The 25,600-nt window shown below is 71.8% G+C and carries 23 protein-coding genes; 10 read left to right on the forward strand and 13 right to left on the reverse strand.

From position 1 onward, the window contains the following. Positions 1-6: 6 nt before the first annotated feature. From OG700_RS23620 to OG700_RS23655, 8 genes are all read right to left on the reverse strand, one after another. Positions 7-516: a DUF6917 domain-containing protein gene (locus tag OG700_RS23620; protein WP_405616705.1), complete on the reverse strand. Its 510-nt coding sequence runs from the start codon at positions 514-516 to the stop codon at positions 7-9. Beyond that, complete coding sequence (locus OG700_RS23625) at positions 513-1,445, reverse strand: Gfo/Idh/MocA family protein (RefSeq protein ID WP_405616707.1); 933 nt, start codon at positions 1,443-1,445, stop codon at positions 513-515. The genes OG700_RS23620 and OG700_RS23625 overlap by 4 nt, the downstream gene beginning before the upstream one ends. A gap of 141 nt (positions 1,446-1,586) precedes the next feature. Further along, a complete protein-coding gene (locus OG700_RS23630; RefSeq protein WP_405616709.1) occupies positions 1,587-2,759 on the reverse strand; it encodes an Ldh family oxidoreductase in 1,173 nt (390 codons plus the stop codon). A 3-nt stretch (positions 2,760-2,762) separates the two neighbouring features. Next, complete coding sequence (locus OG700_RS23635; protein ID WP_405616711.1) at positions 2,763-4,136, reverse strand: M20/M25/M40 family metallo-hydrolase; 1,374 nt, start codon at positions 4,134-4,136, stop codon at positions 2,763-2,765. After that, positions 4,133-4,993: a sugar phosphate isomerase/epimerase family protein gene (locus tag OG700_RS23640; RefSeq protein WP_405616713.1), complete on the reverse strand. Its 861-nt coding sequence runs from the start codon at positions 4,991-4,993 to the stop codon at positions 4,133-4,135. Before OG700_RS23640 ends, OG700_RS23635 begins: the two co-directional genes overlap by 4 nt. Next, positions 4,983-6,110 carry a Gfo/Idh/MocA family oxidoreductase gene (locus OG700_RS23645; protein ID WP_405616715.1) on the reverse strand — a complete coding sequence of 376 codons (1,128 nt, stop codon included), beginning with the start codon at positions 6,108-6,110 and terminating at the stop codon, positions 4,983-4,985. The genes OG700_RS23640 and OG700_RS23645 overlap by 11 nt, the downstream gene beginning before the upstream one ends. A gap of 134 nt (positions 6,111-6,244) precedes the next feature. Further along, on the reverse strand, positions 6,245-7,318 hold the full coding sequence (locus OG700_RS23650) for a polyprenyl synthetase family protein (RefSeq protein ID WP_405616717.1): 1,074 nt from the start codon (positions 7,316-7,318) through the stop codon (positions 6,245-6,247). A gap of 203 nt (positions 7,319-7,521) precedes the next feature. Beyond that, positions 7,522-8,481: a 4-hydroxy-3-methylbut-2-enyl diphosphate reductase gene (locus tag OG700_RS23655; RefSeq protein WP_405616719.1), complete on the reverse strand. Its 960-nt coding sequence runs from the start codon at positions 8,479-8,481 to the stop codon at positions 7,522-7,524. A 248-nt stretch (positions 8,482-8,729) separates the two neighbouring features. On the opposite strand from OG700_RS23655, the gene OG700_RS23660 reads away from it, so the two are divergent. The 7 genes from OG700_RS23660 (at position 8,730) to ppk2 (ending at position 17,500) form a co-directional block, all read left to right on the forward strand. Further along, entirely contained in the window at positions 8,730-9,944 is a 1,215-nt protein-coding gene (locus tag OG700_RS23660; RefSeq protein ID WP_405616721.1) for a DegT/DnrJ/EryC1/StrS family aminotransferase, read from the forward strand. Further along, positions 9,941-11,128, forward strand: coding sequence for a DegT/DnrJ/EryC1/StrS family aminotransferase (locus OG700_RS23665; protein ID WP_405616724.1), 1,188 nt, complete (start codon positions 9,941-9,943; stop codon positions 11,126-11,128). The genes OG700_RS23660 and OG700_RS23665 overlap by 4 nt, the downstream gene beginning before the upstream one ends. A 122-nt stretch (positions 11,129-11,250) precedes the next feature. After that, positions 11,251-12,516: a nucleotide sugar dehydrogenase gene (locus OG700_RS23670; protein WP_405616726.1), complete on the forward strand. Its 1,266-nt coding sequence runs from the start codon at positions 11,251-11,253 to the stop codon at positions 12,514-12,516. Between the two features lie 108 nt (positions 12,517-12,624). After that, on the forward strand, positions 12,625-14,676 hold the full coding sequence (locus OG700_RS23675) for an FAD/NAD(P)-binding protein (RefSeq protein ID WP_405616728.1): 2,052 nt from the start codon (positions 12,625-12,627) through the stop codon (positions 14,674-14,676). A gap of 39 nt (positions 14,677-14,715) precedes the next feature. Beyond that, positions 14,716-16,227 carry a 3-carboxy-cis,cis-muconate cycloisomerase gene (pcaB, locus tag OG700_RS23680; RefSeq protein ID WP_405616730.1) on the forward strand — a complete coding sequence of 504 codons (1,512 nt, stop codon included), beginning with the start codon at positions 14,716-14,718 and terminating at the stop codon, positions 16,225-16,227. Positions 16,228-16,341: 114 nt separating this feature from the next. Continuing rightward, positions 16,342-16,542, forward strand: coding sequence for a hypothetical protein (locus OG700_RS23685; protein ID WP_405616732.1), 201 nt, complete (start codon positions 16,342-16,344; stop codon positions 16,540-16,542). Next, positions 16,529-17,500 carry a polyphosphate kinase 2 gene (gene ppk2 / locus OG700_RS23690; protein ID WP_405616734.1) on the forward strand — a complete coding sequence of 324 codons (972 nt, stop codon included), beginning with the start codon at positions 16,529-16,531 and terminating at the stop codon, positions 17,498-17,500. The genes OG700_RS23685 and ppk2 overlap by 14 nt, the downstream gene beginning before the upstream one ends. An 81-nt stretch (positions 17,501-17,581) precedes the next feature. On the opposite strand, the gene OG700_RS23695 is transcribed toward ppk2, so the two are convergent. The 3 genes from OG700_RS23695 to OG700_RS23705 form a co-directional block, all read right to left on the reverse strand. Beyond that, complete coding sequence (locus OG700_RS23695; RefSeq protein WP_405616736.1) at positions 17,582-18,001, reverse strand: DUF6281 family protein; 420 nt, start codon at positions 17,999-18,001, stop codon at positions 17,582-17,584. Positions 18,002-18,044: 43 nt separating this feature from the next. Further along, positions 18,045-18,767 carry a matrixin family metalloprotease gene (locus OG700_RS23700; protein WP_405621904.1) on the reverse strand — a complete coding sequence of 241 codons (723 nt, stop codon included), beginning with the start codon at positions 18,765-18,767 and terminating at the stop codon, positions 18,045-18,047. Positions 18,768-19,255: 488 nt separating this feature from the next. Then, a complete protein-coding gene (locus tag OG700_RS23705) occupies positions 19,256-19,867 on the reverse strand; it encodes a phosphoribosylanthranilate isomerase (protein WP_405616738.1) in 612 nt (203 codons plus the stop codon). A gap of 57 nt (positions 19,868-19,924) precedes the next feature. On the opposite strand from OG700_RS23705, the gene OG700_RS23710 reads away from it, so the two are divergent. Further along, complete coding sequence (locus tag OG700_RS23710) at positions 19,925-20,968, forward strand: AMP-binding protein (RefSeq protein WP_405616740.1); 1,044 nt, start codon at positions 19,925-19,927, stop codon at positions 20,966-20,968. Here the strand turns inward: OG700_RS23710 and OG700_RS23715 are convergent. Then, positions 20,955-22,256: a M6 family metalloprotease domain-containing protein gene (locus OG700_RS23715; protein WP_405616742.1), complete on the reverse strand. Its 1,302-nt coding sequence runs from the start codon at positions 22,254-22,256 to the stop codon at positions 20,955-20,957. The two genes, OG700_RS23710 and OG700_RS23715, sit on opposite strands and share 14 nt — an antisense overlap. Positions 22,257-22,503: 247 nt before the next feature. Between OG700_RS23715 and OG700_RS23720 the strand changes: the two genes are divergently transcribed. Beyond that, a complete protein-coding gene (locus OG700_RS23720) occupies positions 22,504-23,157 on the forward strand; it encodes a TetR/AcrR family transcriptional regulator (RefSeq protein WP_405616744.1) in 654 nt (217 codons plus the stop codon). Between the two features lie 237 nt (positions 23,158-23,394). Further along, positions 23,395-24,942 (forward strand): MFS transporter, encoded by a 1,548-nt coding sequence (locus tag OG700_RS23725; RefSeq protein ID WP_405616746.1) that lies wholly within the window; start codon positions 23,395-23,397, stop codon positions 24,940-24,942. Positions 24,943-25,002: 60 nt separating this feature from the next. Here OG700_RS23725 and OG700_RS23730 read toward each other — a convergent pair whose 3' ends face one another. Next, positions 25,003-25,500 (reverse strand): MarR family winged helix-turn-helix transcriptional regulator, encoded by a 498-nt coding sequence (locus OG700_RS23730; RefSeq protein ID WP_405616748.1) that lies wholly within the window; start codon positions 25,498-25,500, stop codon positions 25,003-25,005. Between the last annotated feature and the right edge of the window lie 100 nt (positions 25,501-25,600).

A 25,600-nucleotide genomic window follows, 5' to 3' on the forward strand; every position in this document is an offset into this window, starting at 1 on the left:
ACGTGTTCATGGCCGGGACGCTCCCGGGTCGCCGTCCGTGGACGGCGGCGGCCGGAAGCTGACCTGGGAGCCGGGCCGCAGTCCGGCCTCGGGACCGGTGAGCGTCCAGGCGGTGTGGATCAGTACGTTGTAGTGGTTGGGGAAGTGGCAGGCGTCGAAGCCCAGGAGGGTGCCGATGGGCTCCCCGTCGACAAGGACGATGTCGCCCCGGTCCAGCACCCCGGACACCGAGATCTCCACGAATCCGAGGAAGCCGACCCGGTCGATACGCGAGCCCTCCTCGGTCTCCAGGTGGTCGGTGGTGACCAGTTCGTGCAGTTCGCCCCGGCGTACGCAGCGGGAGGCGAACTCCTCCAGCCGCATGCCGCGGTCCGTACGGCGGTGCCGCAGCACCTTGACCACCTCGGACCTGACCGTGCGCTTGTCGCCGTTCTCCGGGCTGGGCGCGAGGAGCGCGGGGACCTGCGTGCCGTACGTCGTGCCGTCCGCCGCCCCGTAAGCCGTCCTGTTCGTCACGGGGCCACCTTCGTCCGTTCGGTGCGGTACGTCGCGTCGACCAGCTCCAGCATCGCGAGCCCGGCGCGCGACGCGTCTGCTCCGGCGCGTACCGCCCGCTCGAATTCCCCGAGCACACCGACGTATTCGTGCTTCAGGGAACTCTTGAACGCGTGGTGCCCGGCGAGCATGTCCGCGTGGTGCTCGGTGCCGTCCTTCAGGCGGACGGTGACGTCCTTCGCCTCGCCGTGCGGATACGACCAGTCCAGCTCCACGGTGGCGGGCACCCCGCCCGCCGAGCGCAGCTCCACCCGCGCCTGCCGGTCGACGCCCGCCTCGTCGCGTACGACGTCGGCGGACTCGACCGTCAGCTCGCCGAGGAACAGCCGCACGACGTCGAAGGCGTTGGGGCCGTTGTCGGCGACGCAGCCGCCGCCGCAGCGCTCCGGGTCGAGGTACCAGCGGTCCTGGCCGACGTGCTCCTCGATCTTCTCCAGATAGCGCACCGTCACCGACTCCACGGCCGCCGGCGACGTGTCGGGGAGCGAACGCAGCAGGCCCAGCACGTTGTCGTTGTAGCGCCGGTGGAACGCGGTGAACAGCACCGAGCCGCCGCGCAGGGCCAGTTCGGTCAGCGCGCGGCCGTCGGCCAGGTCCAGCGCGAGCGGCTTCTCGACGCAGACCGCGACACCCGCTTCGAGCGCGTCCCGGCAGACCCGCGCGTGGGCGTCGTTGGGGACGTTCACCACGATGGCGTCGAGTTCGGACTCCGCCAGCATGCGCCGGTGGTTCTGGTAGCAGGGCAGCCCCGCCGCGCGGTGCGGGGCCAGCGCCTCCCCGCGCAGGTCGCAGACCGCGACGAGGTCGAGTGTGGGCAGGCCGGGGAAGGCGTCGAGATAGAACCGGGAGATGACCCCGAGCCCCACCACGCCTATGCGTAGGGGTTTCATGTCTGTGTCCTCCTTGGACGCGGTTGTCGTGTGTGGGGGAGGGGTGTCCTCAATCGCCGGGCGGGCTGGGTTCTTGTCCTCAAGCGCCGGACGGGCTGACTGTTCTGCCCTCAAGCGCCGGACGGGCTGACTGTTCTGCCCTCAAGCGCCGGGCGGGCTGACTGTTGAGGGCGAACCGGCGCCGGGCGGGCTTTCTGGGAGCGCGGTCGGGGCTCGCAGGGAGCGGTCCTTCGCGACCGTCACCAACTCGGCGAACAGGGGCGCCGACAGCGGGACCCCGCTCTTGCCGTGCTCCGTCGCGCGCTCCGCCTCGAACCAGCCGGGGTAGCGGACCGGACGGGCCTCGTCCACCGCCGGGGAGCCGACCAGCGCGTCGAACATCCCCGCCGTCTGCGACTCGAAGTCCTCCCGCGACCGCAGCTCCGCCGGGGCGACGACCAGCACGGTGAAGCCGATGTTGTCGTCCTGGCCGCTGGGGCTGCCGCTGCCGGACCAGGCTTCGGGGGCCGGGCCGAGACCGGCCCCCGGCAGCAGCGCGCCGAGCACTTCGACCAGCAGCCCGAGGCCGTACCCCTTGAACGCCCCGGTGGCCGGATCGCCGCCCAGCCACTTCAGATAGCCGTCGCCCCGGTCCAGCGCCTGCGGATCGGTCACCGGCCGGCCGTCCCTGTCCTCCAACCAGCCCTCGGGGATGGGCTGTCCGGCCCGTGCCGCGCCCCGGACGCGGCCGGTCGGGACGACGGTGGTGCTCATGTCGAGGACGAGCGGCGGGCGCGGGCCGGCGGGCGCGGCGAACGCGAGCGGGTTGGTGCCGAGCAGCGCGGCCTGTCCGCCGGGCGGCCGGATGATGCGCTGCTGACCGCAGTTGGAGACCAGCAGGCAGATCATGCCGCGGTCCGCCGCGCGTTTGGCGTGCGCGCCCGCGCAGCCCAGGTGCGTGGCGTCGCGTACGGAGACGAGTCCGACGCCGTACTGGAGGGCACGCTCGGCGGCCAGGTCGACGGCCTCGCTCGCCGACCAGAGGCCGAGGGCGCGGCGGGCGTCCAGCAGGACCGCTGCGCCCCGGTCGGCCAGCACCCGCGGCTCGGCGGCCGGGTCGCAGCGGCCGTCCTCGAAGAGCTTCAGATAGAGCCGGGTGAGGTTGGTCAGGCCGTGCGAGGTGATGCCGGTCAGGTCGCCGTGGACCAGGGCGTGCGCGGCGGTCAGGGCCCGCCCGGGGGGCAGGCCGTGGTGCCGGAACACGGCGGCGGTGAACTCCACCAGCTCGGTGAGGCCGACCCGTACGGATGTGGTGGCGGATGTGCTCGTCGTCATAGGTCAGTTCCCCTGGTCCTGGTCCTGGTCCTGGTCTGGGTCTGGGTCTGCGTCTTGGTCCAGCCGATCGCGTGCGAAGGAGATGAGCAGGCGCCCGATGTGCCGCGCGTACCGGTCGAGGTCGGCCAGATCGGCGAACTCACCTTCCGCGTGTGCCTGGTTGGCGCCGAGGTCGCCGGGGCCGAAGACCACCGTCGAGGTGTCGGGTACGCCGGCCAGCCAGATCGCGTCGCAGGTGAACGCGGGCAGTTCGGCCGGCCACGGGGCGAGCCCCGCCCGGTCGAGCAGCAGCCCGCTCACCCACGCGTCGTCGGCGTACAGCGCGGGCAGTCCGCGCTTGAGCCAGTCCAGATGGGTCACGTGGGCGGCGTCGCGGGCGGTGGTGGCGAAGGTCGGGCTGTCGGCGAAGCGCTCGCGGAACCGCTCCACGCCGGTGCGCAGTACGTCGTCCAGCGCCGCTTCCAGTTTGCGCCCGGTGTCCTGGGAGCCGTACGACAGGTTGATCAGCAACTGGCCTGTGCCGTAGACCTTGTTGTGCATGGAGCCGGTGTTCAGGCCGGCCACGCAGACCTGTCCGTCGACCGCGTACGGCGGCAGTTCGGTGGCCAGGTGCTGGGCCAGGTAGCCCAGCAGTACCGTCGCGTTGTGGCCCGCGCCCGGCTCGTCGTCGATGCCGTCGCGGCCGTCGACGCGCAGGCGGGCGGTCATGGAGGCGGTGGCCCTGCTCAGTACGCGAAGGCCGGTCGGCTCGCAGAAGACGTTGAGCCGCCCCATGTACCCCTGCTCGACCAGGGGTTTGGTGCCGAACACCCCCATGGCGCCGCCCTCTTCGCCCGAGACGAGCTGGATCAGCACGCCCACCTCGGTGCCGAGCGCGGGGGAGGCCGCGAGGGCGGCCCGCAGTCCGGCGAGCAGTCCGACAGCGGGACCCTTGGCGTCGATGGAGCCGCGGCCGTGGAAGCGGGAGCCGTTGAACGAGACCGGGCCGCCGCCCGCGACGGTGTCCAGGTGGACGTTGAACATCACCGTCGCGGCGCGCGGCAGTTCGGGTCCCAGCCGCAGGACCATGTTCGGCTGGCAGTCGAGGAATCCGGGCGTGGCCCCGGCTGCCTGGCGCACGGAGCGCGGCACATCGGAGCCGGTGAGCGCGTCGGGTCCGGCGGGGGCGTGGTGGACGACCCGGAAGCCGAGTTCACCCGCCGCCCGGGCGTACGCGCTCTGCGCCTCCCACAGTTCGACCGGCTCCGCGCCGCCGGTCTCCAGGGGGCCGGCGGTGCGCAGGGCGAGGAGGCGCAGGAGCAGTTCCCGGTCGGACCCGGTGAGCCGGACGGCGGTGCACGGGCTGATCCGGCGCGGTTGCCGGGCGGTGTGGGTCATGCGCGGCCCACCGCCGGACCCAGCTCGCGTACCAGCTTTTCGAGCCGCTGCCCGTACGCCACGAACGCGTCCACGTAGTCCCCGGACGGGTCCGACCATCCTTCGTGCGGGCGGATGTTGATGTGCGGCTCGATCGACACGGCACCGGCGTAGCCCTGGTCGAAGAGCAGCCGCAGCGAGTCCGCGACCCGGCAGTCCCCGTCGCCGGGCAGCGAGTAGAACTGGGCGTTCGTGTCGCCGGTGCCGTCCTTCACATGGACGTGGGCGACGTACGGCGCGATCCGCGCGAGGTGGTCGTACGCCTCGTAGCCGTACGCGATGCCGTTGCCGACGTCGAAGAGCAGCCGCAGCGCGGGGCTGTCGGCCGCCTCCAGGAGGCGGAGCATGCGCGCCGGGTCGGTGGCGGCCCAGCCCGCGCAGTTCTCGTGCACTAGGACCAGGCCCGCGTGCTCGGCGCGGGCCGTCAGCAGCCGTGTCCGGCGCAGCACCTCCCGCTCCCAATCGCCTTCCGTCAGACCGGCGTTGGGGTAGGACATGATGCGCACGTAGCGGGTGCCGAGGAGGTGGCACCGGTCGGCGAGCCGTTCGAGCTCGGTCAGGTCGTCGGCGAACGGGGAGGTGACCGTACGGGCCCAGTTGCCGATCCGGGAGTCGACGCAGGAGACCCCGAGACCGGCGTCGGCGATCGACCCGGCCACCCGGTCGAAGGCCGGGCCGTCGAGGTCGGCGAGGGGGACACCGTCCACCGACCGCAGCTCCACGCTGTCCCAGCCGAGTCGCCGCACCGCCTCGATCTGGCGGTCGAGGCCGGGGGCGGCCTCGTCGCCGATACCGCTCAGCCGGATGTCATCCCTCATGGTCGGCTCCGCCCTGGAGCGCGGTGGAGACGCCGGTCAGCGGCTGGTGGGCGGGCGCCGCCGAGTCCTGGTGGTGGGGGTCCTGTGCGGCGGCCAACAGGCGTGCTTCCTGAAGCAGTTGGACCACTCGGCGGGCGATCGCGTAGTCGTCCCAGTCGCCGGAGCGGCCGGAGCGGCCGGAGCCGCCGGAGCGGTCGGTGTCCGCCGCGTAGTCCCGGTACACGTGGTCGATGTAGCTGGTCAGCGCGTCGTCGAAGAGGAGCCGCGGGGCCGCCGTACCGCCGCCGGTGTCGTCGTGGACGGTCAGGCTGGCGTGGTGGTCGACGTCGCTGATCGGGTAGTGGCCGACGGCACGGCCGGTGTCGTACCGCAGTCCGATCCGGCGTTCGCGGATCGGCGAGGTGAGGTCGGAGGCGATCTCCGTGGTGACGCCGTTGTGGTGACGGAGTGTCAGCCGGGCGCCGCCCATGTTCGGGATGACGGTGTCGCCGATCCGCATGTCCGTCAGCGCCGCGTCGGTGATCCCGGCGTCGCCCGCGAGCCGCAGGGCGACACCGAGGGAGTGCGGCAGCTCCACGTCGAAGGCGGTGGTGTGGTTGTTGGAGCGCAGGGTGCGTGTCCAGCGCGGCTTGAACTGGGTGAAGGCCATCGAACGCAGCGCGCCCAGCGCGCCGTAGCGCGTCAGCTCCGCCAGCTCCCGGGTCAGCGAGCTGGCCAGCCACGGCGAGACGACCCGCAGCCGCAGACCGCGCACCCGAGCCAGCATGTCGATGGCCTCAAGACCGGCGACGCCGACGGACAGCGGCTTCTCGACCACGATGCGGGTGTAGCCGAGATCGGCCAGCTGCTGGAGCGTGGCGAACCGGTCGACCGGCGGGGTGCACAGATGGACGACCGTGGTGGCGGGGTCCGCGAGTTCGGCCGCGTGGGCGAGCGAGCCGGCCGGCGACAGGCCCTCGGCCAAGGCCTGTTCGCGGATGTCCTGGACGTCCCAGACCATGGGCGGATCCGGTGACCACAGGCCGGCCGCGTCGGGGAGGGCGCGCAGTTTGCGCAGCACCGGCCAGTGCAGCCCGAGGCCGGCTCGCCCGCCGCCGACGATGAACGTGTTCAGCATGACGTGACCTTCGCTCTTGAGGCGTGGAGGCGTGGAGGCGTGGAGGCGTGAGGCGTTGAGGCGTGCGGAGATCCGGCGACTCCGGGAGAGGGGGAGAGGGGGAGAGGGGGAGGGGACAGCGGGGTGGTGCCGGATCAGTGGTCGCGGTAGGCCACGGAGGTCGCCATCACGGCGAGTTCGCGCTTCCACTCCTCGCTGATGGGCGCGGCCGACAGCGCCTCGTGCGCCTGGACCACCAACTCGTCGATGCGGCGCTCCACTTCGGCGCGTACGCCGCTGCTGGTCAGCGCCTCCGCCAGGGCGGCGCCGTCCCAGTGGTCGGCCCGCACCAGCTCGCCCACGCGGGGGTCGCGCAGCGCGGCGAGGCTCACCAGGAGGGTCATCTTGTGCTGTTGGGCGTCGAGACCGACCGGCTTGCCGACCGCGTCCGCGTCGCCGTATGTGTCGATGAGGTCGTCACGGAGCTGGAACGCCTCGCCCAGCGCCGTGCCGTACGCCTCGAAGGCGGCGGCCGACGTGGTGTCGCCTGCGATGGCCGCGCCGAGTTCCAGCGGGCGGTGGATGCTGTAGTGGCCGGACTTGGCGTTGGCGATGTACCGGGCCAGCTTCGGGTCCGGGAGGGATTCCGCGGCGACCGTGACGTCCAGGTGCTGGCCGATGATCATCTCGCTGACGAGCCGTCCCCAGACCAGCCGGGCCTCGGCGGGCAGCTCCTGGATGAGCTGCCCGGCGTACGAGAAGGCCAGGTCACCGGCGAGTACGGCGATGCCCTCGCCGTAGCGGCGGGCCTCGCCCTGCCAGCCGTGTGCGCGGTGCCGCTCGATGTGCTCGACGTGGACGGTGGGTTTGCCGCGGCGCCGGTCGGAGTCGTCGATGACGTCGTCGTGGATCAGCGCGAACGCGTGCAGCATCTCGATCGCCGCTGCCGCGTCCACCACGCGGGAGTCGGACAACTCGCCGCCCGCCGCCAGGAATCCGGCCGCGCAGAACGCGGGCCGCAGCCGTTTGCCGCCCGCGCGGATCAGTTCGCCGATGGCGTCGACGGGGACCGCGGCGCGTGCGTCGACCGCCGCCCAGCGGGTGTGCTCCGCGTCGAGCATCGCGTCGAGCCGCTTCTCGGTACGGTCCAGGACGGCCGCGCGGGACCGGGCGGCGAGCCCTCCGAGGTGGTCGACGGCCGGTGCGGGCGCGGGCGGTGAGACGGTCATGGGCGTTCTCCTGTCGTGTCGGCGATCTGGTCCTGGGCACTGCGGGCCGTCCCGTGCTTTTTCGGGCGTACGGCTCCGAGGCCCGGCGCTCCGGGCTCGCGGCGCCGGCTCCGGTGCGTACGTGGCGCGAATCGTGCGGATTCGGTCCGGGCGCCGGCTCCGGTCGTACGGACAGCGCCGGTCGTACGGGCGGCTCGGGCGGCTCAGGCGGACGGCCGCGCCTGCGTGAGGCCCGACGGCAGCTGGAAGACGATGTCCTCCTTGGTCGTGACGGACAGCTCCACGTCGTGGTAGCCCAACTGGTCCAGCCGCTCAAGCAGTTGGTCGACCAGCAGCTCGGGCGCGCTGGCACCGGCGCTCACCCCGATCGTCCGCACCCCGTCCAGCCAGCTCGTGTCCAGCTCGGTCACGTCCGGCACCAGATAGGCGGCGGTCCCTTCGAGGAGGGCCACCTCCACCATCCGTACCGAGTTGCTGGAGTTGCGCGACCCGACGACCAGCACGAGATCGCTGCGCGCGGCGATCTCCTTCACCGCGACCTGCCGGTTGGTGCTCGCGTAGCAGATGTCCCCGTCGGCCGGGCTCCGCAGATCGTCGAAGCGCTCGTTGAGCACGGCGACGATGCCGGCCGTCTCGTCCATCGAGAGCGTGGTCTGGGTGAGGACCGCGACCGGGGTGTCACGCGGCAGGTCGAGGTCGTGCGCGCTCTCGACGCTCTCCACGATCACCGTGCGGTCCGGGGCCTCGCCGTACGTGCCCTCGACCTCCTCGTGGTCGGCGTGGCCGACGAGCAGCAGGGTGCGGCCGTCGCGGGCGTAGCGCCGGGCCTCCTGGTGGACCTTGGCCACCAGCGGGCACGTCGCGTCGATGGTGTCGAGCCGGCGGGCCTTCGCGTTCTCCCGGACCTCCGGGGCCACCCCGTGCGCGGAGAACACACAGACCGCGCCGGGCGGTACGTCCGCCTCGGAGTCCACGAAGATCGCGCCGCGCCGCTTCAGCACCCCCACCACGTAGTGGTTGTGCACGATTTCTTTTCGCACATACACGGGAGCGCCGTGGACCTCCAATGCCTTCTCGACGATTTCTATCGCCCGGCGTACCCCCGCACAGAATCCGCGTGGCTCGGCGAGGATCACTTTCTTGTCGGTCACGTTGTCGGTCACGACTGGAAACTCCTGTCGGTCCGTGGAATTGGGCTTCACCGTCGACCACACCGAAGAGGCAAGTCAAGGTTTTTCGGACCGGCAATAAGTGACGACCCCGGTAATAGGCAGAGTTCTGCACGTGCTTGACTGCACTGTCCCCCGCAACTGCCAATGGATTGCCGGGTGATTGCTATCGAAGGGTGTCGGCGCCCGGTCTACGTTCGAACGGCTGAGTTCCGCTGAAGTGCTGAGACGAGTGGAGTGAAATGGACAGCAAGGCGATGCCGGTCCCGGCGAGCACCGTCCCGTTCTTCACACAGGCGGAATCCTTCGAGCGGTCGTGGCCCCGGCTGAGCGCGTATCTCGACGAGATCTGCGAATCGGGGACGTATTCCAACGGGCCGAAGACCGCCGAACTGGAGGCCGCGCTGCGCGCCTACACCGGTGCCCGGCACGCGATCGCCGTGGGCAACGGCACCGACGCGCTGGTCCTGCTGCTGCGCGCGGCGGGGATCGGTCCCGGCGACGAGGTGATCGTGCCGGCCTTCAGCTTCTTCGCGTCGGCCAGCTCCGTGGCGCTCGCCGGGGCCGTCCCGGTCTTCGCCGACGTCGATCAGCTCACCTACAACCTCGACCCCGCCGCGCTCGAAGCGCTGGTCACCCCGCGCACCAAGGCGATCATGCCGGTGCATCTGTTCTGCCAGCCCGCCGACATGACCGCGGTGCTCGCGGTCGCCGAACGCCACGGTCTGCTCGTCCTGGAGGACAGCGCCGAGGGCATCGGGATGCGGCTGGACGGGCGCCACACCGGTCTGCTCGGGGCGGGCGGCGTGCTGTCGTTCTTCCCCACCAAGACGCTGGGCGCGCTCGGCGACGCGGGCATGGTGCTGACCGACGACGACGCGCTCGCCGGCACCGTCCAGCGGCTGCGCGACCACGGCCGGCCGGCGCTGCCACCCCCGTCCGCCGGGTCCGCGCGCAAGCCACCCGCGGGCCGCGCCGAGTACGCGCGGCAGGGTGAACTGGCGGGCACCAACAGCAAGATGGACGAACTCCAGGCCGCGGCCCTGCTCACCAAGCTCACCACGCTGGACGACGACATCCGCCGCCGCGCCGTGCTGGCCGACGCGTACACCCGCCGGCTGCGCGGTATCCCCGGCGTCCGGCGGCTGCCGACGGTCGTGGAGCGCGGCGAGCCGGTGGACCCGGTCTTCTACGTCTATCTCATCGAGACCGACCGCCGTGACGCCCTCGTCTCGCACCTCGCCGCCGCGGGCATCGGCACCGAGACGTACTACCCGCTGCCCCTGCACCTCCAGCCCTGCTTCGCCCATCTCGGCCACCAGGAAGGCGACTTCCCGCGCGCCGAGGCGGCGAGCCACCGCACCGTCGCCCTGCCGCTCCACCCCGAACTGACCCTCACGCAGCTCGGCCGGGTGTGCGACGCCGTCCGCTCCTTCTTCACCGGGAGTACGTCATGACCACCGAGACATCGCCCGCACAGGCCGCCCCGCCGCGCGCCGCCGCCGCCACGACGGCCCCCGACCCCGTCCCCTACGCGCACACCCGACTCCCGGACGAGGAGCGGGAACTGCTGCGCGAGGTGCTGTACGAGGTCGGCACCGACCCCGAGCAGAAGTTCATCCTCGGCCGCCGCACCGCCGAACTGGAGCGGCGGCTGGCCGACCGCGCCGACGTGCGCGACGTCGTCGCCTGCGCCAGCGGGACGAGCGCGCTCGTCCTCGCCCTGCGGGCCGTCGGGGTCCTCCCCGGCGACGAGGTGATCGTGCCCGCCTTCGGCGCGGAGCCGCTGGCCGCGACGGTGCTCGGCATCGGCGGGGTGCCGGTCTTCGCCGACGTCGACCCGGTGACGATGGTCATGGACCCGGTCGACGCCGAGAGCCGGGTGACGGACCGCACCCGCGCGGTCGTCCCCGCCCACACCTTCACGACGATGGCCGACATGCCCGCGATCGTCGCCTTCGCGCGGCGGCGCGGGATCGCGGTGGTCGAGGACGCGGCGGTGGCGCAGGGCGCGACCCTGGGCGGCCGGGCGGCCGGCACCTGGGGGGACATCGGGCTTTACTCGTTCTTCCCGGTCAAACCGTTCGGGATGCCGGGCGAAGGCGCCGTCGTCCTCTCCGACAGCGCCGAACTCGCCACGCTGGTGAGGCGGTTGCGCAACCACGGTCAGGACGGCGTACAGCGCTTCGTGCACCACGAGGTCGGGCTCAACAGCCGCTTCGACGAGGTGCTTGCCGGATTCCAGCTCGCCCGGCTGGAGCGCGCCGACGCCATGGTCGCCCGGCGCGCGGCCGTCGCCGCGCACTACAACTCCCGCTTCGCGGCGCTGCGCGGGCGCGGCCTGCTCGCCCCCACCACGGGCGCCGACGGCCAGTGCCACTACGTCTACGCCGTACAGACCATCTGCCGGGACTCGCTGGCGGCGCACCTCGCCGCGCACGGCATCGGCAGCCGCGTCTACTACCCGGTGCCGCTGCCGAGGCTGGCCGCCTTCGCCGCGTACGCCGGCCAGGGCGCGCACGGGCGGCGACCCGGCGCTGAACTGGCGACCGCGCGCCATCTCGCGCTGCCGCTGAACCTGAACCTGACGGACAGTCAGGTCGAGCGGACGGCCGACGAGGTCTGTGCCTTCTTCGACTGACACGGAGGCGCCCCCACCACCACGGCCCGGCCGCTGTCGCCCGACCCCGCACGCCCGACCCTGACGCACGCCCTTGACGCACGCCCCTGACCAACTGACCAACTTCTCCGACGGGAGCCACCGTGAAAAGCAAGGTCGTCGTTGTCGGGCAGGGTTACGTGGGCCTGCCGCTGGCCGTCCGGGCCGCGCTGGCCGGCCACCACGTGGTCGGCTACGACGTGGACACCGACCGCGTCAAACGGCTCGTCAGCGGCGAGTCCTACGTCGAGGACATCCCCGACTCCCAGCTCGCCGCCCTGCTCGACCGGGGCACCTACCTGCCCACCACCGACCCGGCCGACCTCGACGGCTTCGACATCGCCGTCGTCACCGTGCCCACCCCCCTGCGCGACGGCGCCCCCGACCTCTCGTACATCGAGTCGGCCGCCCACACCCTCGCCGGGCGGCTGCGCCCCGGCGCGACCGTGGTACTGGAGTCGACCACGTACCCCGGCACCACCGTCGAACTGCTCGTCCCGCTGCTGGAGGAGGGCTCGGGCCTCGTCGCGGGCGACGACTTCCACCTCGGCTACAGCCCCGAGCGCATCGACCCCGGCAACCCCACCTGGCGCCTGGAGAACACGCCGAAGGTGGTGTCCGGCATCGACGCGGCGTCGCTCACCGCCGTGCGGGCCTTCTACGACACGATCACCAGCACCACCGTGCCGGTCCGCACGACCGAGGTCGCCGAGCTGTCCAAACTGATCGAGAACACCTTCAGGCACGTCAACATCGCGCTGGTCAACGAGATGGCGATGTACGCGCACGAACTCGGCGTCGACGTCTGGGAGGCGCTGGACGCCGCCGCCTCCAAGCCCTTCGGCTTCATGCGCTTCACCCCCGGCCCCGGGGTCGGCGGGCACTGTCTGCCGGTCGACCCGGAGTACCTGTCCTGGCGGGTCAGGCGCACCCTCGGCCGCAGCTTCCAGTTCGTCGAGCTCGCCAACGAGATCAACGGGCACATGCCCGACCACGTGGTCCAGCGGCTGCTGCTCGCCTTCAACGCCCGCCGCAGGCCGCTGGCCGGCTCCCGCGTCCTGCTGCTGGGTCTCGCGTACAAGCCGAACACCGGCGACGCACGCGAGTCGCCCGCGCTGCGCGTGGCTGAGCTGCTGCTCGGGCTCGGCGCCGACGTGCGCGCGGCCGACCCGTACGTGGTGGAGGCGGTGACCGTGAACAGCAAGCTGACCCGCTGCGACTTCTCCGAGGAGGAGCTGGCGGCGGCCGACGCGGTGGTGCTGCTGACCGACCACGACGCCTTCGACTACGAACTCGTCGCCCGGGCCTCGGACTTCGTCCTGGACTGCCGGCACCGGCTGGAGACCGGCCCCACCGTCGAAGTCCTCTGACCGGCGGGCGCGTACGACCTACCGGCCACGACGTACCCGGCCACGACCTACCGGCCACGACGTACCGGCCACGGCCCAGGCCGTCCAACGGGAGACGGAGACACAAGCGTGAGTGACGGACATCTGGAGGTATGCGTCGTCGGCGCCGGACCTCGTGGCCTCTCGGTCCTGGAACGGCTCTGCGCCAACGCGCGCCGGCACCTCCCGCCCGGCGCCACCCTCGTGGTGCACCTGGTGGACCCGCACCGCCCCGGCGCCGGCGCGGTGTGGCGCACCGACCAGTCGCACCACCTGCTGATGAACACCGTCGCCTCGCAGGTCACGCTCTTCACCGACGACAGCGTGCGGATCGAGGGCGAACTCGCCCCAGGACCAAGCCTGTTCGACTGGGCGGTGCGGACCACATCGGCCCCGGGGGAGACGTACGACGACCAGGTGCTCGCCGAGGCCCGCGACCTCACTCCCGACTCCTACCCGACCCGCGCCTTCTACGGCCACTACCTGGAGTGGGTCTTCCGGCACGTCGTGCGCACCGCGCCCGCGCACGTCCGCGTCGTCGTCCACCCGCTGCGGGCCGTCCGGCTGGAGGCGGAGCCCAGCGGGGCGCCGGACGGCCCGCAGAGCGTGCGCCTCGCCGACGGCTCACGCGTCGACGGCCTGGACGCGGTCGTCCTGGCCCAGGGCCATCTCCCCGTGCGCGGCGGCCCCGGCGAACGCGAACTGGCCGATTTCGCGAGGCTCCACGCGCTGACGTACGTCCCGCCCGCCAACCCCGCCGACACCGACCTGTCCGCCGTCCGGCCCGGCGAGGCCGTCGCCCTGCGCGGACTGGGGCTGAACTTCTTCGACCATCTGACGCTGTTCACGCTCGGTCGCGGCGGCACCTACACCCGCCGCGACGGCCGGCTCGTCTACGGCCCCTCGGGACGCGAACCGCGCCTGTACGCCGCCTCCCGGCGCGGCATCCCGTACCACTCACGGGGCCGCAACCAGAAGGGCGCGCACGGCCGGCACCTCCCACGCGTCCTCACCCCGGCCCAACTGGAGCGGCTGCGTACCGCCGGCCGGACCGGCGGCGGCCTCGACTTCGGCCGCGACCTGTGGCCGCTGATCGCCAAGGAGGTCGAGACCGTCTACTACACGGCGCTGCTCGCCCCGCGGGTGGGCGAGCGCGAGGCCGGCCGGTTCGCGGACCGGTATCTGAAGCCCGCCTGGGGGTCCGCCGAGGAGTCCGACCTGCTCGACGCGTACGGCATCGGTCCCGAGGCCCACTGGGACTGGAAGCACCTCTCGCTGCCCCACGCCGACCAGGGCTTCCGGAGCGTCGGGGACCACCGCGACTGGCTGCTGGACATCCTGCGCCACGACCTCGCCGAGTCGGAGGCGGGCAATGTCGAAGGCCCCCTCAAGGCCGCCCTCGACGTGCTGCGCGACCTGCGCAACGAGATCCGGCTCGTGGTGGACCACGGCGGACTCACCGGCCGCTCGCACCGCGACGACCTGGAGCGCTGGTACACCCCGCTGAACGCCTTCCTGTCCATCGGCCCGCCGGCCGCCCGGATCGAGCAGATGATCGCGCTCGTGGAGGCCGGGACACTGACCGTCCTCGGCCCCGGCATGCGCGTCGGCACCGACCCCGGCGTGGGCGACCCCGACCCCGGCGAGGGCACCTCCGGCGAGGCCGGCCCCGACCCCGACCCCGGCCGCGGTCACGGCGCACCCGGCCACGGCGTCTTCACCGTCGAGGCGCCCGCCGTGCCCGGCTCCCTGACCCGCGTCACCACCCTCGTCGAGGCCCGGCTGCCCGAGCCCGACCTGCGCCGGACGACCGACCCGCTGCTGACGGACCTGCTGGCCACCGGGCAGTGCCGCCCGTACGCGATCGCCGACCCGGAACTCGGCGCGTACGAGACCGGCGGCCTCGCCGTCACCCCCCGGCCCTACCGGCTCGTGGACGCCGAGGGCCGCGCCCACCCCCGCCGCTTCGCCTACGGCGTGCCGACCGAATCCGTGCACTGGGCGACCGCCGCCGGGGTCCGCCCCGGCGTCGACTCGGTGACCCTGGGAGACTCCGACGCGATCGCGCTGGCCGTGCTGGCCCTGCCCGCGGGACCGCCCCGGCCCCCGGTGCCGGACCACCAGAAGTCCCGGACCACGTGAATTCAGCAGTGCTGAGCCAGAGTTGACGAGGAATCAGACATGACGATCGGTCAGTCCCCGGCCGACACCGGGCTTTTCTCCCCGGTCCGGTCCGGCACCCCCGCCGAGGCCGCCACCACCGACGCCGCCTGCCTCCAGGCGATGCTCGACACCGAAGCGGCCCTGGCCCGTGTCCAGGCCCGGCTCGGCACCGTACCCGAGTCCGCGGCCCGCGCCATCGCCGAGGCCGCGCGGGCCGAACACTTCGACCTGTACGAGCTGGCGGTCCAGGCACGCGGCGCCGCCAACCCCGTCGTCCCCCTCGTGCGGCGGCTGACCGAACTGGTCGCCGCCGAGGACGCCGACGCCGCGCACAGCGTCCACCAGGGCTCCACCAGCCAGGACATCCTCGACACCGGCCTCATGCTGGTCGCCGCGCGCACCCTGGACCTCGTGCTGGCCGACCTGGACCGCACCGCCGCCGCGCTGGCCCGCCTCGCCGCCCGGCACCGCGACACCCCCATGGCCGCCCGCACCCTCGGCCAGCACGCCGTGCCGACCACCTTCGGCCTCAAGGCGGCCGGCTGGCTCCAGGGCGTACTCGACGCACGGGACCGGCTGCGCCGGGTGCGCGGCGAGGGGCTGCCCGTCCAACTCGGCGGCGCGGCGGGCACGATGGCCGGATATCTTCAGTACGCGCTGCTGCACGCACCGGCCGCCGCCGCCGACGGCGGCCAGCGGTACATCCAGGAGCTGCCCGCCGCGCTCGCCGCCGAACTGGGCCTGGCCGAACCGCTGGTGCCCTGGCACACCGTCCGTACCCCCCTCACCGACCTCGGGGCCGCGCTCGCGCTGCTGACCGGCGCGCTCGGCTCCGTCGCCGCCGACGTCCAACTGCTGTCCCGCACCGAGTCGGGCGAGCTGGCGGAACCGGCCGCCGAGGGCCGGGGCACGTCCTCCGCCATGCCGCACAAACGCAACCCCGCGCTGTCGGCGCTGATCCGCTCCGCCGCGTACCAGGTGCCCTCCCTCGTCGGCACCCTCATGCAGGCGTCGGTCCACGACGACGAGCGGCCCGCCGGCGCCTGGCACGCCGAATGGGCGCCGCTGCGCGACTGCCTGCGGCTGGCGGGGGGCGCGGCGCACACCGCCGCCGAACTGACCGAGGGCCTGACCGTCCACGCGGAGCGGATGCGGGCCAACCTGGACCTCACCGGCGGCCTGGTCGTCTCCGAACGGCTCGCGGCGCTGCTGTCCGTGGAACTGGGCCGGGCCGAGGCGAAGGCCCTGCTCGGCCGGGCGTCGGCGGAGGCGGCGACCACCGGCAGGCACCTGGCCGACGTGCTTGCCGACGCCCTGGCCCAAGCCCCCGCCGAAGCTCCCGCCCAAGCCCTGCCCGAAGCTCTGCTTGAAGCCCCCGCCCAAGCCCCCGCCCCGGCCGGTCGGCGATCGGCCGACGACCTCCGGAAGCTGTCGGATCCGGGCCATTACACCGGGGCGGCGGGCCAGTTGGTGGACCGGGTGCTCGGCCGCTTCCGCCTCGACGGGCGCGCCGACGGGCGCACCGGCTGACCCCGGCCGGCATTTCGGCTCGCCTGTCAAGATCGAGCCCTATGTAAGGATGAGGCTGTCGCCCGGCAATGGGCCGCGCGGCCCGTACGACTCCCTTTCCCTGGATGGTCTTGGATGCAGAGCTCTCAGCGTCGTATCGTCCGAACCGCGCCTCTTCCCGCCGCAGATGAGCCCGTTTCGCGTCCGCAGCACAGCGACCTCTTCCTGGAGGCGCACTACACCATCGACCTGCCTCCCCTCGAAGAGGAGGAGGACGTCGAAATCCCCCTCGCCGCCATCCCCTACCGGGGAGGGCGCCCGCATGCCGCCGGGTGAGGACACCGACGCGAGTGTCCTGCTCGACGGGCTGACGGTCGACGCCCGGGACCCCCGGCAGCCCGTCCTGCTCGACAAGTCCGGCCGCCCCATCCGGACGTGGCGGCAGAACTACCCGTACGACAAGAAGATGCGCCGCCGCGAGTACGAGCGGACGAAGCGCACGCTCCAGATCGAACTGCTCAAGTTCCAGCGCTGGGTGAAGGACACCGGGCAGCGCGTGGTGGTGGTCTGCGAGGGCCGGGACGCGGCGGGCAAGGGCGGCACCATCCAGCGGTTCACCGAGCGGCTCAACCCGCGTGGCGCCCGCGTGGTGGCCCTGGAGAAGCCGACCGAGCGGGAGGCGGGGCAGTGGTACTTCCAGCGCTACGTCGCGCATCTGCCGTCCGCCGGGGAGATCGTCTTCTTCGACCGCTCCTGGTACAACCGGGCCGGCGTCGAGCGCGTGATGGGCTTCTGCACCCCGGACGAGTCCACGCACTTCCTCCACCAGGCGCCGCAGTTCGAGCGGATGCTCACCGACGACGGCGTCCTGCTGGTCAAGTTCTGGTTCTCGGTCTCGCACGACGAGCAGCGCACGCGGTTCGCGATCCGGCAGATCGACCCCGTACGGCAGTGGAAGCTCTCACCGACCGACCTCGCGTCGCTCGACCTGTGGGACGCGTACACCGCCGCCAAGGTCGACATGTTCCGGGCCACCGACACCTCGTACGCGCCCTGGAGCGTGGTCAAGAACAACGACAAGAAGCGGGGCCGGCTGGAGGCCATGCGCAGCCTGCTGTGGCGGATGGAGTACGACCAGAAGGACGCGGCGGCGGTCGGCGAGCCCGACCCGCTCATCGTGGGTCCGGCCGACACCCTGCTCGAAGCGGGCGAGGAGAGCACGGATCTGTCCCCGACCCCGCTCGCCGGTCGCCCCTACGGCCCCGGCGACCACCCGGCGCGGCCGGAGCACTGATCCCGGTGCCTCCATGGCTACTGGGCGCGTTCGCCACGTGGTCGAACGCGCCCAGAGAAGGTCGCCCTCGGATCGCGAGGGTTACTTTCCGCCAGGAAGGTCGCGGAGCTCCTCCGGAATACCCGATTCCTTATCGGACAGGAAGAGCTTCGCTGTAGCGGGGGTGGCGCCCACCGCTATCGCGACAGAGGGAGAAACGCCATCGACGCGGAACGCGGACTGTTCTTCCTGCTCCCCCGGCGAATCACTTCCTCCTGAGTCGTCGCATTCTTCTCGTGTTGCGGTTCCTGCCTTTTCGGTCACCTGGAAGTCGATATTCGCAAGGTGTGCGTAGCGATTTCCGTCGAACGAAAGGACGTTGGCACAGGCGCCCTCCGCAGAGCTGTCAGAAATCTCTCCGCTGGATTGGGACTGTTCGGCACTTTCGGAGCCGCACGCCGTCCCGAAGGTAAGTGCCGCGATCGCGAGCGTACCTACTACGGCTCTCTGAAACTGCCTCACCCGGTATCCCCTTTGCGAAGGTGCCCGTATCCCGCCGACTTACTCAGTACAGATACTCAAGGCCCTTCATATCTCCCTTCCCAAGGGTCCGGTAGGACGTGTCACACTCGTCAATGGCGTAGTACATGGTCTGGGTGGGAGCACCCGGCGCGTGATCGAGCCCGAATGCGTGACCCGCCTCATGTGTTCCGACGGCGCGAACGTCCCACTTGTTCGAGCAGGAGGCGGTGGGGGAGTTGGTGAAGTTGAAGTCTGTCGTGTTGTAGCGGACGTCACCTTCGAGCGAGTAGGTGGTCGAGCCCGAGCTCGTGGTCGTGTACCAGGTGCAGTTCACCGCCAGGGTGCCGGCGGCCAGGTTACCGGCGTCCCACGTGCTCTTCTTGTCCCGGGCCGTGCACTGGTTCGAGGAGTTGATGTCCGACTCGTACGACGTTCTGCCCTTGTAGTACGAGTTGGCGTCGATCGTGTCGGAGATTCCGCAGTTGTTGTATCCGCCGGTGATGTTGTTGATGGCGTCGGCGAAGGCTGTCTGTGCCGCTGTCAGCGACAGGCCTCCCGGCATGCCGCCGTCGCCGACGTACCATTCGTACGCGTTCATCATTTCCCACGGCGTGATCTTATAGGTGCTGTCACTGCACCCATTGGGCGCCAACGGCTGGACGGGTGCGGGCTCTTCTTCTCCGACGGCGAAGTCAAACGTTCCGTCCGGAGCGACCTCGAACGAGAATTCCGGGGAGCCGGTACCCCCCGCGGTCAAGGGGCTCATCTTCACGCCCTCACCGGGAGTGGGTATCGCAACCCCGGCATCCCCGTGAGTGACGATTCGCCCGACCAGATTACATCCTTCCGTCACCAGATCGGAGGGAAGCTGGTCAATCGTCAGATCGCCTTCCGCGGGTATGCCGGGACAGTTCTCCGCGACCGGCGCGGCATACGCTGCGGGAGCTACTACGGATGCGGACGCCGCAAGGGCGAAGGCGAGAGTCGTAAGCGTTCTGCCTGCTGTTCTTCGAGCTGTGCGCACAGTGATTCCCCGTTTCCCCGATTTCGCTGACAGCGGTGTTGATCACCGCAAGCGATACGGTAAGGGATTTCAACTGCGGAAGGTAGAGTTCCATTCGAGGAGGATGACCGGAGTCGGCCGGCTATTGACGATGCCGTCAATTACGGGCGCCACCGCCACCCGCCCCCGTCCTCCGGACCCGCCTCCACTCACGACGGCTCGGCCCGGCAGGGACGAGGAGCACGCCGGGTTCACGAGCGCGCTCCGCCGGCCGCCCGGAGGAACCGCTCGATCAGCGCCACGTCCTTCACGCCCCGGCTGCTCTCCACCCCGCTCGACACGTCGACGCCCCACGGCCGCAGCGCCGTCACGGCGTCCACGACGTTGTCCGGCGAGAGGCCGCCCGACAGCACCCACGCACCGGTCGGCGGCTCCGGCAGGGAGTCCGGGGACCAGCGTTCGCCCGAGCCCGGTCGCGGTGAGTCGATGATCAGCATGTCCTCGCCGTACGCGCCCGCCGTCAGCGGATCGCCCGACCCCGGCGAGGTAGCGCGGATCAGGCGGAAGCCGTCGGCGCGCAGCGCGGCGAACGCCTCGGGCGGTTCGCCGCCGTGCAGTTGGACGGTGTCCGCGCCCGCCTCGGCCGCCGCCCGGCGCACCTCGTCCAGCGGCTCACCGCGGAACACCGCGACCTTGTCGACACCGGGCGGCACGAGCGCGGCGAGCGGGCGGGCCTCGGCGGCGGACAGCCGCCGGGGGCTCGTCGTCAGGATGAATCCGACGGCACAGGCCCCACCGGCCACGGCGGCCTCGATCTCGGCGGGCTTCCGCAGACCGCAGACCTTGACGTACAAGTTGTGCAAGGGGAGCTCCTCGCTCGATGGACTCCCTGCGAGAGTACGAAAGAAAGCGAGACGTACGTGCCGCACACCGACGCCCTGACCGCTCCGGGGGCGCCCTTCGAGGTCGTACGCGCCGAGGACGGCTCGCTGATGTACGCCGACGGGCCGCGCACCCTGCGGGAGTTCGTGGAGACGACCTGGGCCTACGGGGACCGGCCCTTCCTCGTCGGCGGCGACGGAGCCAGCCTCCGTACGTACGGCGACTTCTTCGCCGCCGCGACCACCCTCGCCAACCACTTCGTGGACACCTACGGCCTGCGGCCGGGCGACCGCGCCGCCGTCCTCATGGGTGACCGCCCCGACTGGCAGACCGCCTTCTGGGCCACCCAGCTCGCCGGGCTGGTCGCCGTACCGCTCGGCGCCGCGTGGAGCGGGGACGAGCTGGGCCGCGTACTGGCCCACTGCGCGCCCCGCGTGCTGCTGGTGGACGGGGAGCGGCTGCCGGGCGTCGCGGGGTGGGCGGGGGAGCGCGTGGTGGTCTTCGGCGCCGCGGAAGGCGACGAGCGAGCCGCGCGCACCGAGCGGTACGAGGAGCTGCCCGCCCCCGATCCGTACGCGGCCCCGCCCGACATCGAGATCCGCCCCGAGGACGACGCCACCATCGTCTACGCGTCGCCGGCGCATCCCCTCCGGGGGGCCGTCGCGACCCAACTGGCGCAGGCGGGCGCCACGATGGACGCCCGTTTCCGCGCGGCGGCGGACGCGCTGGGACGCGGCGAGCTGCCGGGTCTCGGCCCCGCCCCCGTCACGCGGCTGACGGCCCCCTTCTCCGCTCCCGCCGCGCTCTTCGAGGTGTACGGCGCGATGGCGGCGGGCGGCACGCTCGTCCTGGACGGAGCGGCGGAACAGCCGGAACGGCCGGAGCAGCCGGTACGGCCTTCGCCGCGGCCGGGCGCGACGCCCGCGCCCACGCCCGCCCCCGCCCCCGCCGTCGAGTCACGCGTGTCGCGGGAGACCGGCGAGCGGTGGCTGCGGGGCCAGTCGCTCCCGTACGCCTACTGGCGTGACGAGGGGGCCACCGCCGAGGCGTTCACCCCGGACGGCTGGTTCAGGACCGGCTGATCCGGACCCGGTACGCGCCGTCCCGGCCCTTGCCGAGCACCGTGACGCTGACGCCGCTGTCCCGGTCCCGGAACGTCTCGCCGGGACCGTACGGCGCGTCCGACAGCTCCGCGTGCACGTTGGGCCGCCGCGTACAGCCGCCGCTGCGCTCCGCGCTGTCGGAGACGGTCACCGGACCGCGCCCCGTGTCGACGTCCGACTCGACCCGGTAGATCAGCACCCCCGGCTTGCAGACGGCCTCGTCGTTGCCCGCGCGGGTGCGGACCTCGACCGCGAAGCCGGAGTCCTCGGAGAGCGGCACGAACGCCAGCTTGTGACCGCCCCGGGTGGCCAGCGGTGTGAGGTCGTGCTCGCTGTCGCCGGGGGCCGACGCGCAGCTGATCTGCTTGTTGTCGAGCCAGCCGAGCTTCCACTTGTGCCAGCCCAGCAGATCGTTGTTGGCCCCCCAGTCCTCGGACATGATGTCCCAGTGCCCGACCGCGCCGCCGCCGTCCATCGTGTAGAGGTCGGGGAGGCCGAAGACATGGCCGTTCTCGTGCGGCAGGACGCGGTAGCCGGTGCGCGCGTACGACCCCGAGCCGTCGTCCTGCCTGCTGTAGACGAAGGACGTGTTGGCGAGCGGGACGCCGTCCGCCTCCGGGGCCTCGCCGTTGCCGGAGAACGTCACGGACAGGACGGTGTCGAGCGCCGAGGGGCCGGCGTTGGGGGTGACGAGGATGTTGACCAGGTCGTACTCGCTGAAGTCCACCTCGGGGTCGGCCACCGTCACGATGTCCTGGACGAGCCGCCGGTAGCCGGGTTCGTAGGGGGCGCCGCGCTCTATCCCGTAGTCGGCGAACGGCAGCGGCATCCGCAGCCAGTCCTTCACCGGGGCCTCGGGCCGGTAGTCGAGCCGCCCGTAAGAGCTGGTACGGAACCACTGCGACGTCTGCGGGAAGAACTCCCCGAGCCGGTCGGCGGCGCTGCCGGGACCCGGCGCGTCCGAGAAGTCGACCATCAGGTTGAGCGCGCGGACCGTGCCGGTCGAGCGGGAGTAACCGGCGGGGGTGGGCACGCCCTCGGACATCTGGACGCCGACGGCGGTGGCGATACGGCACGGGCCGAGCGTCGAGTCGTGCGCGGTGGAGGCCGGCCCCGCGGAGGCGCGGGTGGGCAGCGGGAGGGTCGCGCTGGCGGTGGCGAGGGCGGCGAGGGTCAGGGCGGCGAGCGCGGCGCGCGTGCCGAGCCGGCGGGGTCCGGCGTGGCTGCCGCGACCTGCGGCCCCGCGTATCCGACGGGTGTGTGTCATCGGCCGCCCTCGGGTCAGCGGCAGTCGTCCGTGCTGACTGCTCTCCGTTCGCTCACCCTCCGACGCCGGGCGTGTCGCCGCTCGCTGGGTGCGCCGATCGTGGGGTTTTCCGCGCGGGCCCGGCTCCGGTGACCCAGCTCACACGCCCCGGCGAAATAACCGGGGACGGCTTCCCCGTTTGCACCCGTGTCAAGGAAACCGGGGACGCGTTCCCCACTTGTGTGAACCGAGGGAAGGGCCACCCGCCGTGACCACCACCGCCGCCGAGTCCGAAGCGCGTCGCGTTCCGCGTCCGCGAGCGGACGCGCTGCGCAACAGGGAGCGCATCGTGGCGGCGGCCCGCGAAATCCTCGTGGAGTCCGGCGCCGATGTGCCGCTCGACGAGATCGCGCGTCGCGCCGGTGTCGGCAACGCGACGCTCTACCGCCACTTCCCCGACCGTGCCGCGCTCATCCTGGAGGTGGTGCACTCCGTCATGGCGCGCACCGCGGACCAGGCGGAGCGGGCCGCGGCCGAGGAGGGCGACGCGTTCGTGGCGCTCAGCCGCTTCGTCCACGCGGCGGCCGACGAGCGGATCGGGGCCCTGTGCCCGCTCCTCTCCGGCAGTTTCAACTCCGAGCTCCCTCACCTGCACGTGGAACGCGAACGCCTCGAAGGGGCCGTGGAAGGCCTCATGGAGAAGGCGCGCACCGCCGGCAGGCTGCGCACCGACGTCGCGGTCGGGGACCTGATGGTCGCGCTTTCCCAGCTCACCCGTCCGCTGCCCGGTACCGGCTGTCTGAACATGGACCGCTTCACGCACCGGCATCTACAGCTGTTCCTCGACGGCCTTCAGGCGCCCGCGCGCTCGGAGCTGCCGGGCGCGGCGGCGACTCTGGAGGATCTGCGCCACGGTCGATGACGACATGTGACGCGCCCCCGGACCACGAACTTCCGGACCAAGAACTTCCGTACCCAGAACTTCTGTCGACCACGATCACGTACACGTACACGAACACCGGCACACGCACCGGCGGTCACGCCCCGGTGGGCCGGACCCTCTGAACCGGCGACTCCTCACCCCTGACCCGCGCGTAGGGCCGACCAGTGCGTCCCCACGTCCGTTTTGACCACTTCGTACGCATAGGCGGCCACACCCATGTCAAAAACAGCCGAGACCCGGCTCCCGGACCCCCAGGTCCCCGATTCGGTCCCTGATCCCAAGCGCTGGAAAGCGCTGGTCTTCATCGCCCTGGCCCAGCTGATGGTCGTGCTCGACGCGACGATCGTGAACATCGCGCTGCCTTCCGCCCAGGAGGATCTGGGGATATCGGACGGCAACCGCCAGTGGGTCATCACCGCGTACGCGCTCGCCTTCGGCGGTCTGCTGCTCTTCGGCGGGCGCATCGCCGACCTGTGGGGCCGTAAGCGCACCTTCGTCGTCGGTCTGCTCGGCTTCGCCGCCGCGTCCGCCATCGGCGGCGCCGCCACCAGCGAGGCCATGCTGCTCGGCTCGCGTGCCCTCCAGGGCGCGTTCGGCGCGCTGCTGGCGCCCGCCGCGCTCTCCCTGCTCGCCGTGACGTTCAGCGAGCCCAAGGAGCGCGCCAAGGCGTTCGGCATCTTCGGTGCGATCGCCGGTGGCGGTGGCGCCGTGGGTCTGATCCTCGGCGGATTCCTCACCGAGTACCTGGACTGGCGCTGGACCTTCTTCGTCAACATCCCGTTCGCGATCGTGGCCGCCGTCGGCGCCTACCTCGTGATCCGGGAGCCCGCGGGCGGCCGTAACCGCTCCCCGCTCGACGTCCCCGGTGTCATCCTGTCCACGCTGGGCCTGGTGGCGCTGGTGTACGGCTTCACGCGCGCCGAGTCCGAGGGCTGGTCCGACCCGACCACGATCGGCATGTTCGTCGCCTCCGTCGTCCTGCTGGCCACGTTCGTCGCGGTGGAGGCACGGGTGAAGTCCCCGCTGCTGCCCCTGCGCGTCCTGATGGAGCGCAACCGCGGCGGTGTCTACCTCTCGCTGGGCCTGGCCGTCATCGGCATGTTCGGCCTGTTCCTCTTCCTGACCTACTACCTCCAGATCGTGAAGGGCTACACACCGGTCAACACCGGCTTCGCCTTCCTGCCGATGATCGTGGGCATGATCACGGGCTCCACCCAGATCGGCGCCCGGCTGATGACCCGCGTACCGCCGCGGCTGCTGATGACTCCCGGCTTCCTGGTCGCCGCGCTCGGCATGCTGCTGCTGACCCGGCTGGAGATCGACACCTCCTACCCCGCGCTGATCCTGCCGGCGCTTCTGCTGCTCGGTCTCGGTCTTGGTACGGCGTTCATGCCGGCCATGTCCCTGGCCACGCACGGCATCGAGCCGCGTGACGCGGGCGTCGCCTCGGCGATGATCAACACCTCGCAGCAGGTCGGCGGCGCGATCGGTACGGCGCTGCTGAACACCGTGGCCGCCTCCGCCACCACCGCGTACGTCGCGGCCAACGCGGCGGGCGCGAGCGACGCGAAGCTCCTGGAGCTGCAGGCGATGGTGCACGGGTACGCGAGCGCCATCTGGTGGGCGGTCGGCATCCTGGTCGTCTCCGCCGCGATCGCGGCGACCCTCATCACCACCGGCCGTCCGGGGAGCACCCGGGTGGCCAAGGGCGAGGGCGCCGACGCGTCGGTGGAGGACGCCAAGATCCCGGTCGTCATGCACTGACCTCCGGCACTCGGGTACTCGGGTACCCGCGGCCGACGACTGCCCTGGCGCCGCTGTTCCTCAGCGGCGCCAGGGCAGATCCGCGTCCGAACCGGCCGGCTGGAGCCCCGCCGCCATCAGCCGCATGATCTCCCCGAGCTGGGTCACCTGCTCCGGGCTGAGCCGGTCGAAGAGCGCCTGTCGTACGGCGGCGACATGGCCCGGTGCCGACCGCCTCAGCACCTCGTCGCCCTCGTCCGTGAGGAACGCGTTCTGGCCGCGCTTGTCGGAGGGGCAGTCCTCGCGGCGTACCCAGCCGTGCTTCTCCAGCCGGGCCACCGCGTGCGAGAGCCGGGACCGGGTGATCTTGGCGTTCTCGGCGAGCTGGGTCATCCGCAGCCGGCGGCGTGGGGCGCGGGCCAGCTGCACGAGCAGGGCGTAGTAGATGTGCGGCATCCCGGCGTCGCGCTGCGACTGGCGGTCGAGATGGTCCTCCAGCAGCGTGGTGGCCTGGAGGTACGCCTGCCAGACGCCCTGTTCGTCGTCGTTGAGCCAGCGTGGCTGTCTGTCGCTCTCCATGCTCCCCACCCTAAGCGCTTCTTGAAAGTTAAACTAGATCGGCGTAAGGTCCGGCTCGGTAAGTATTTTAAGGTTCAATTTGATTCAAGTTGGTTCGAGC

Source organism: Streptomyces sp. NBC_01508 (assembly GCF_045040315.1).
In the GTDB taxonomy this organism is placed as follows: domain Bacteria; phylum Actinomycetota; class Actinomycetes; order Streptomycetales; family Streptomycetaceae; genus Streptomyces.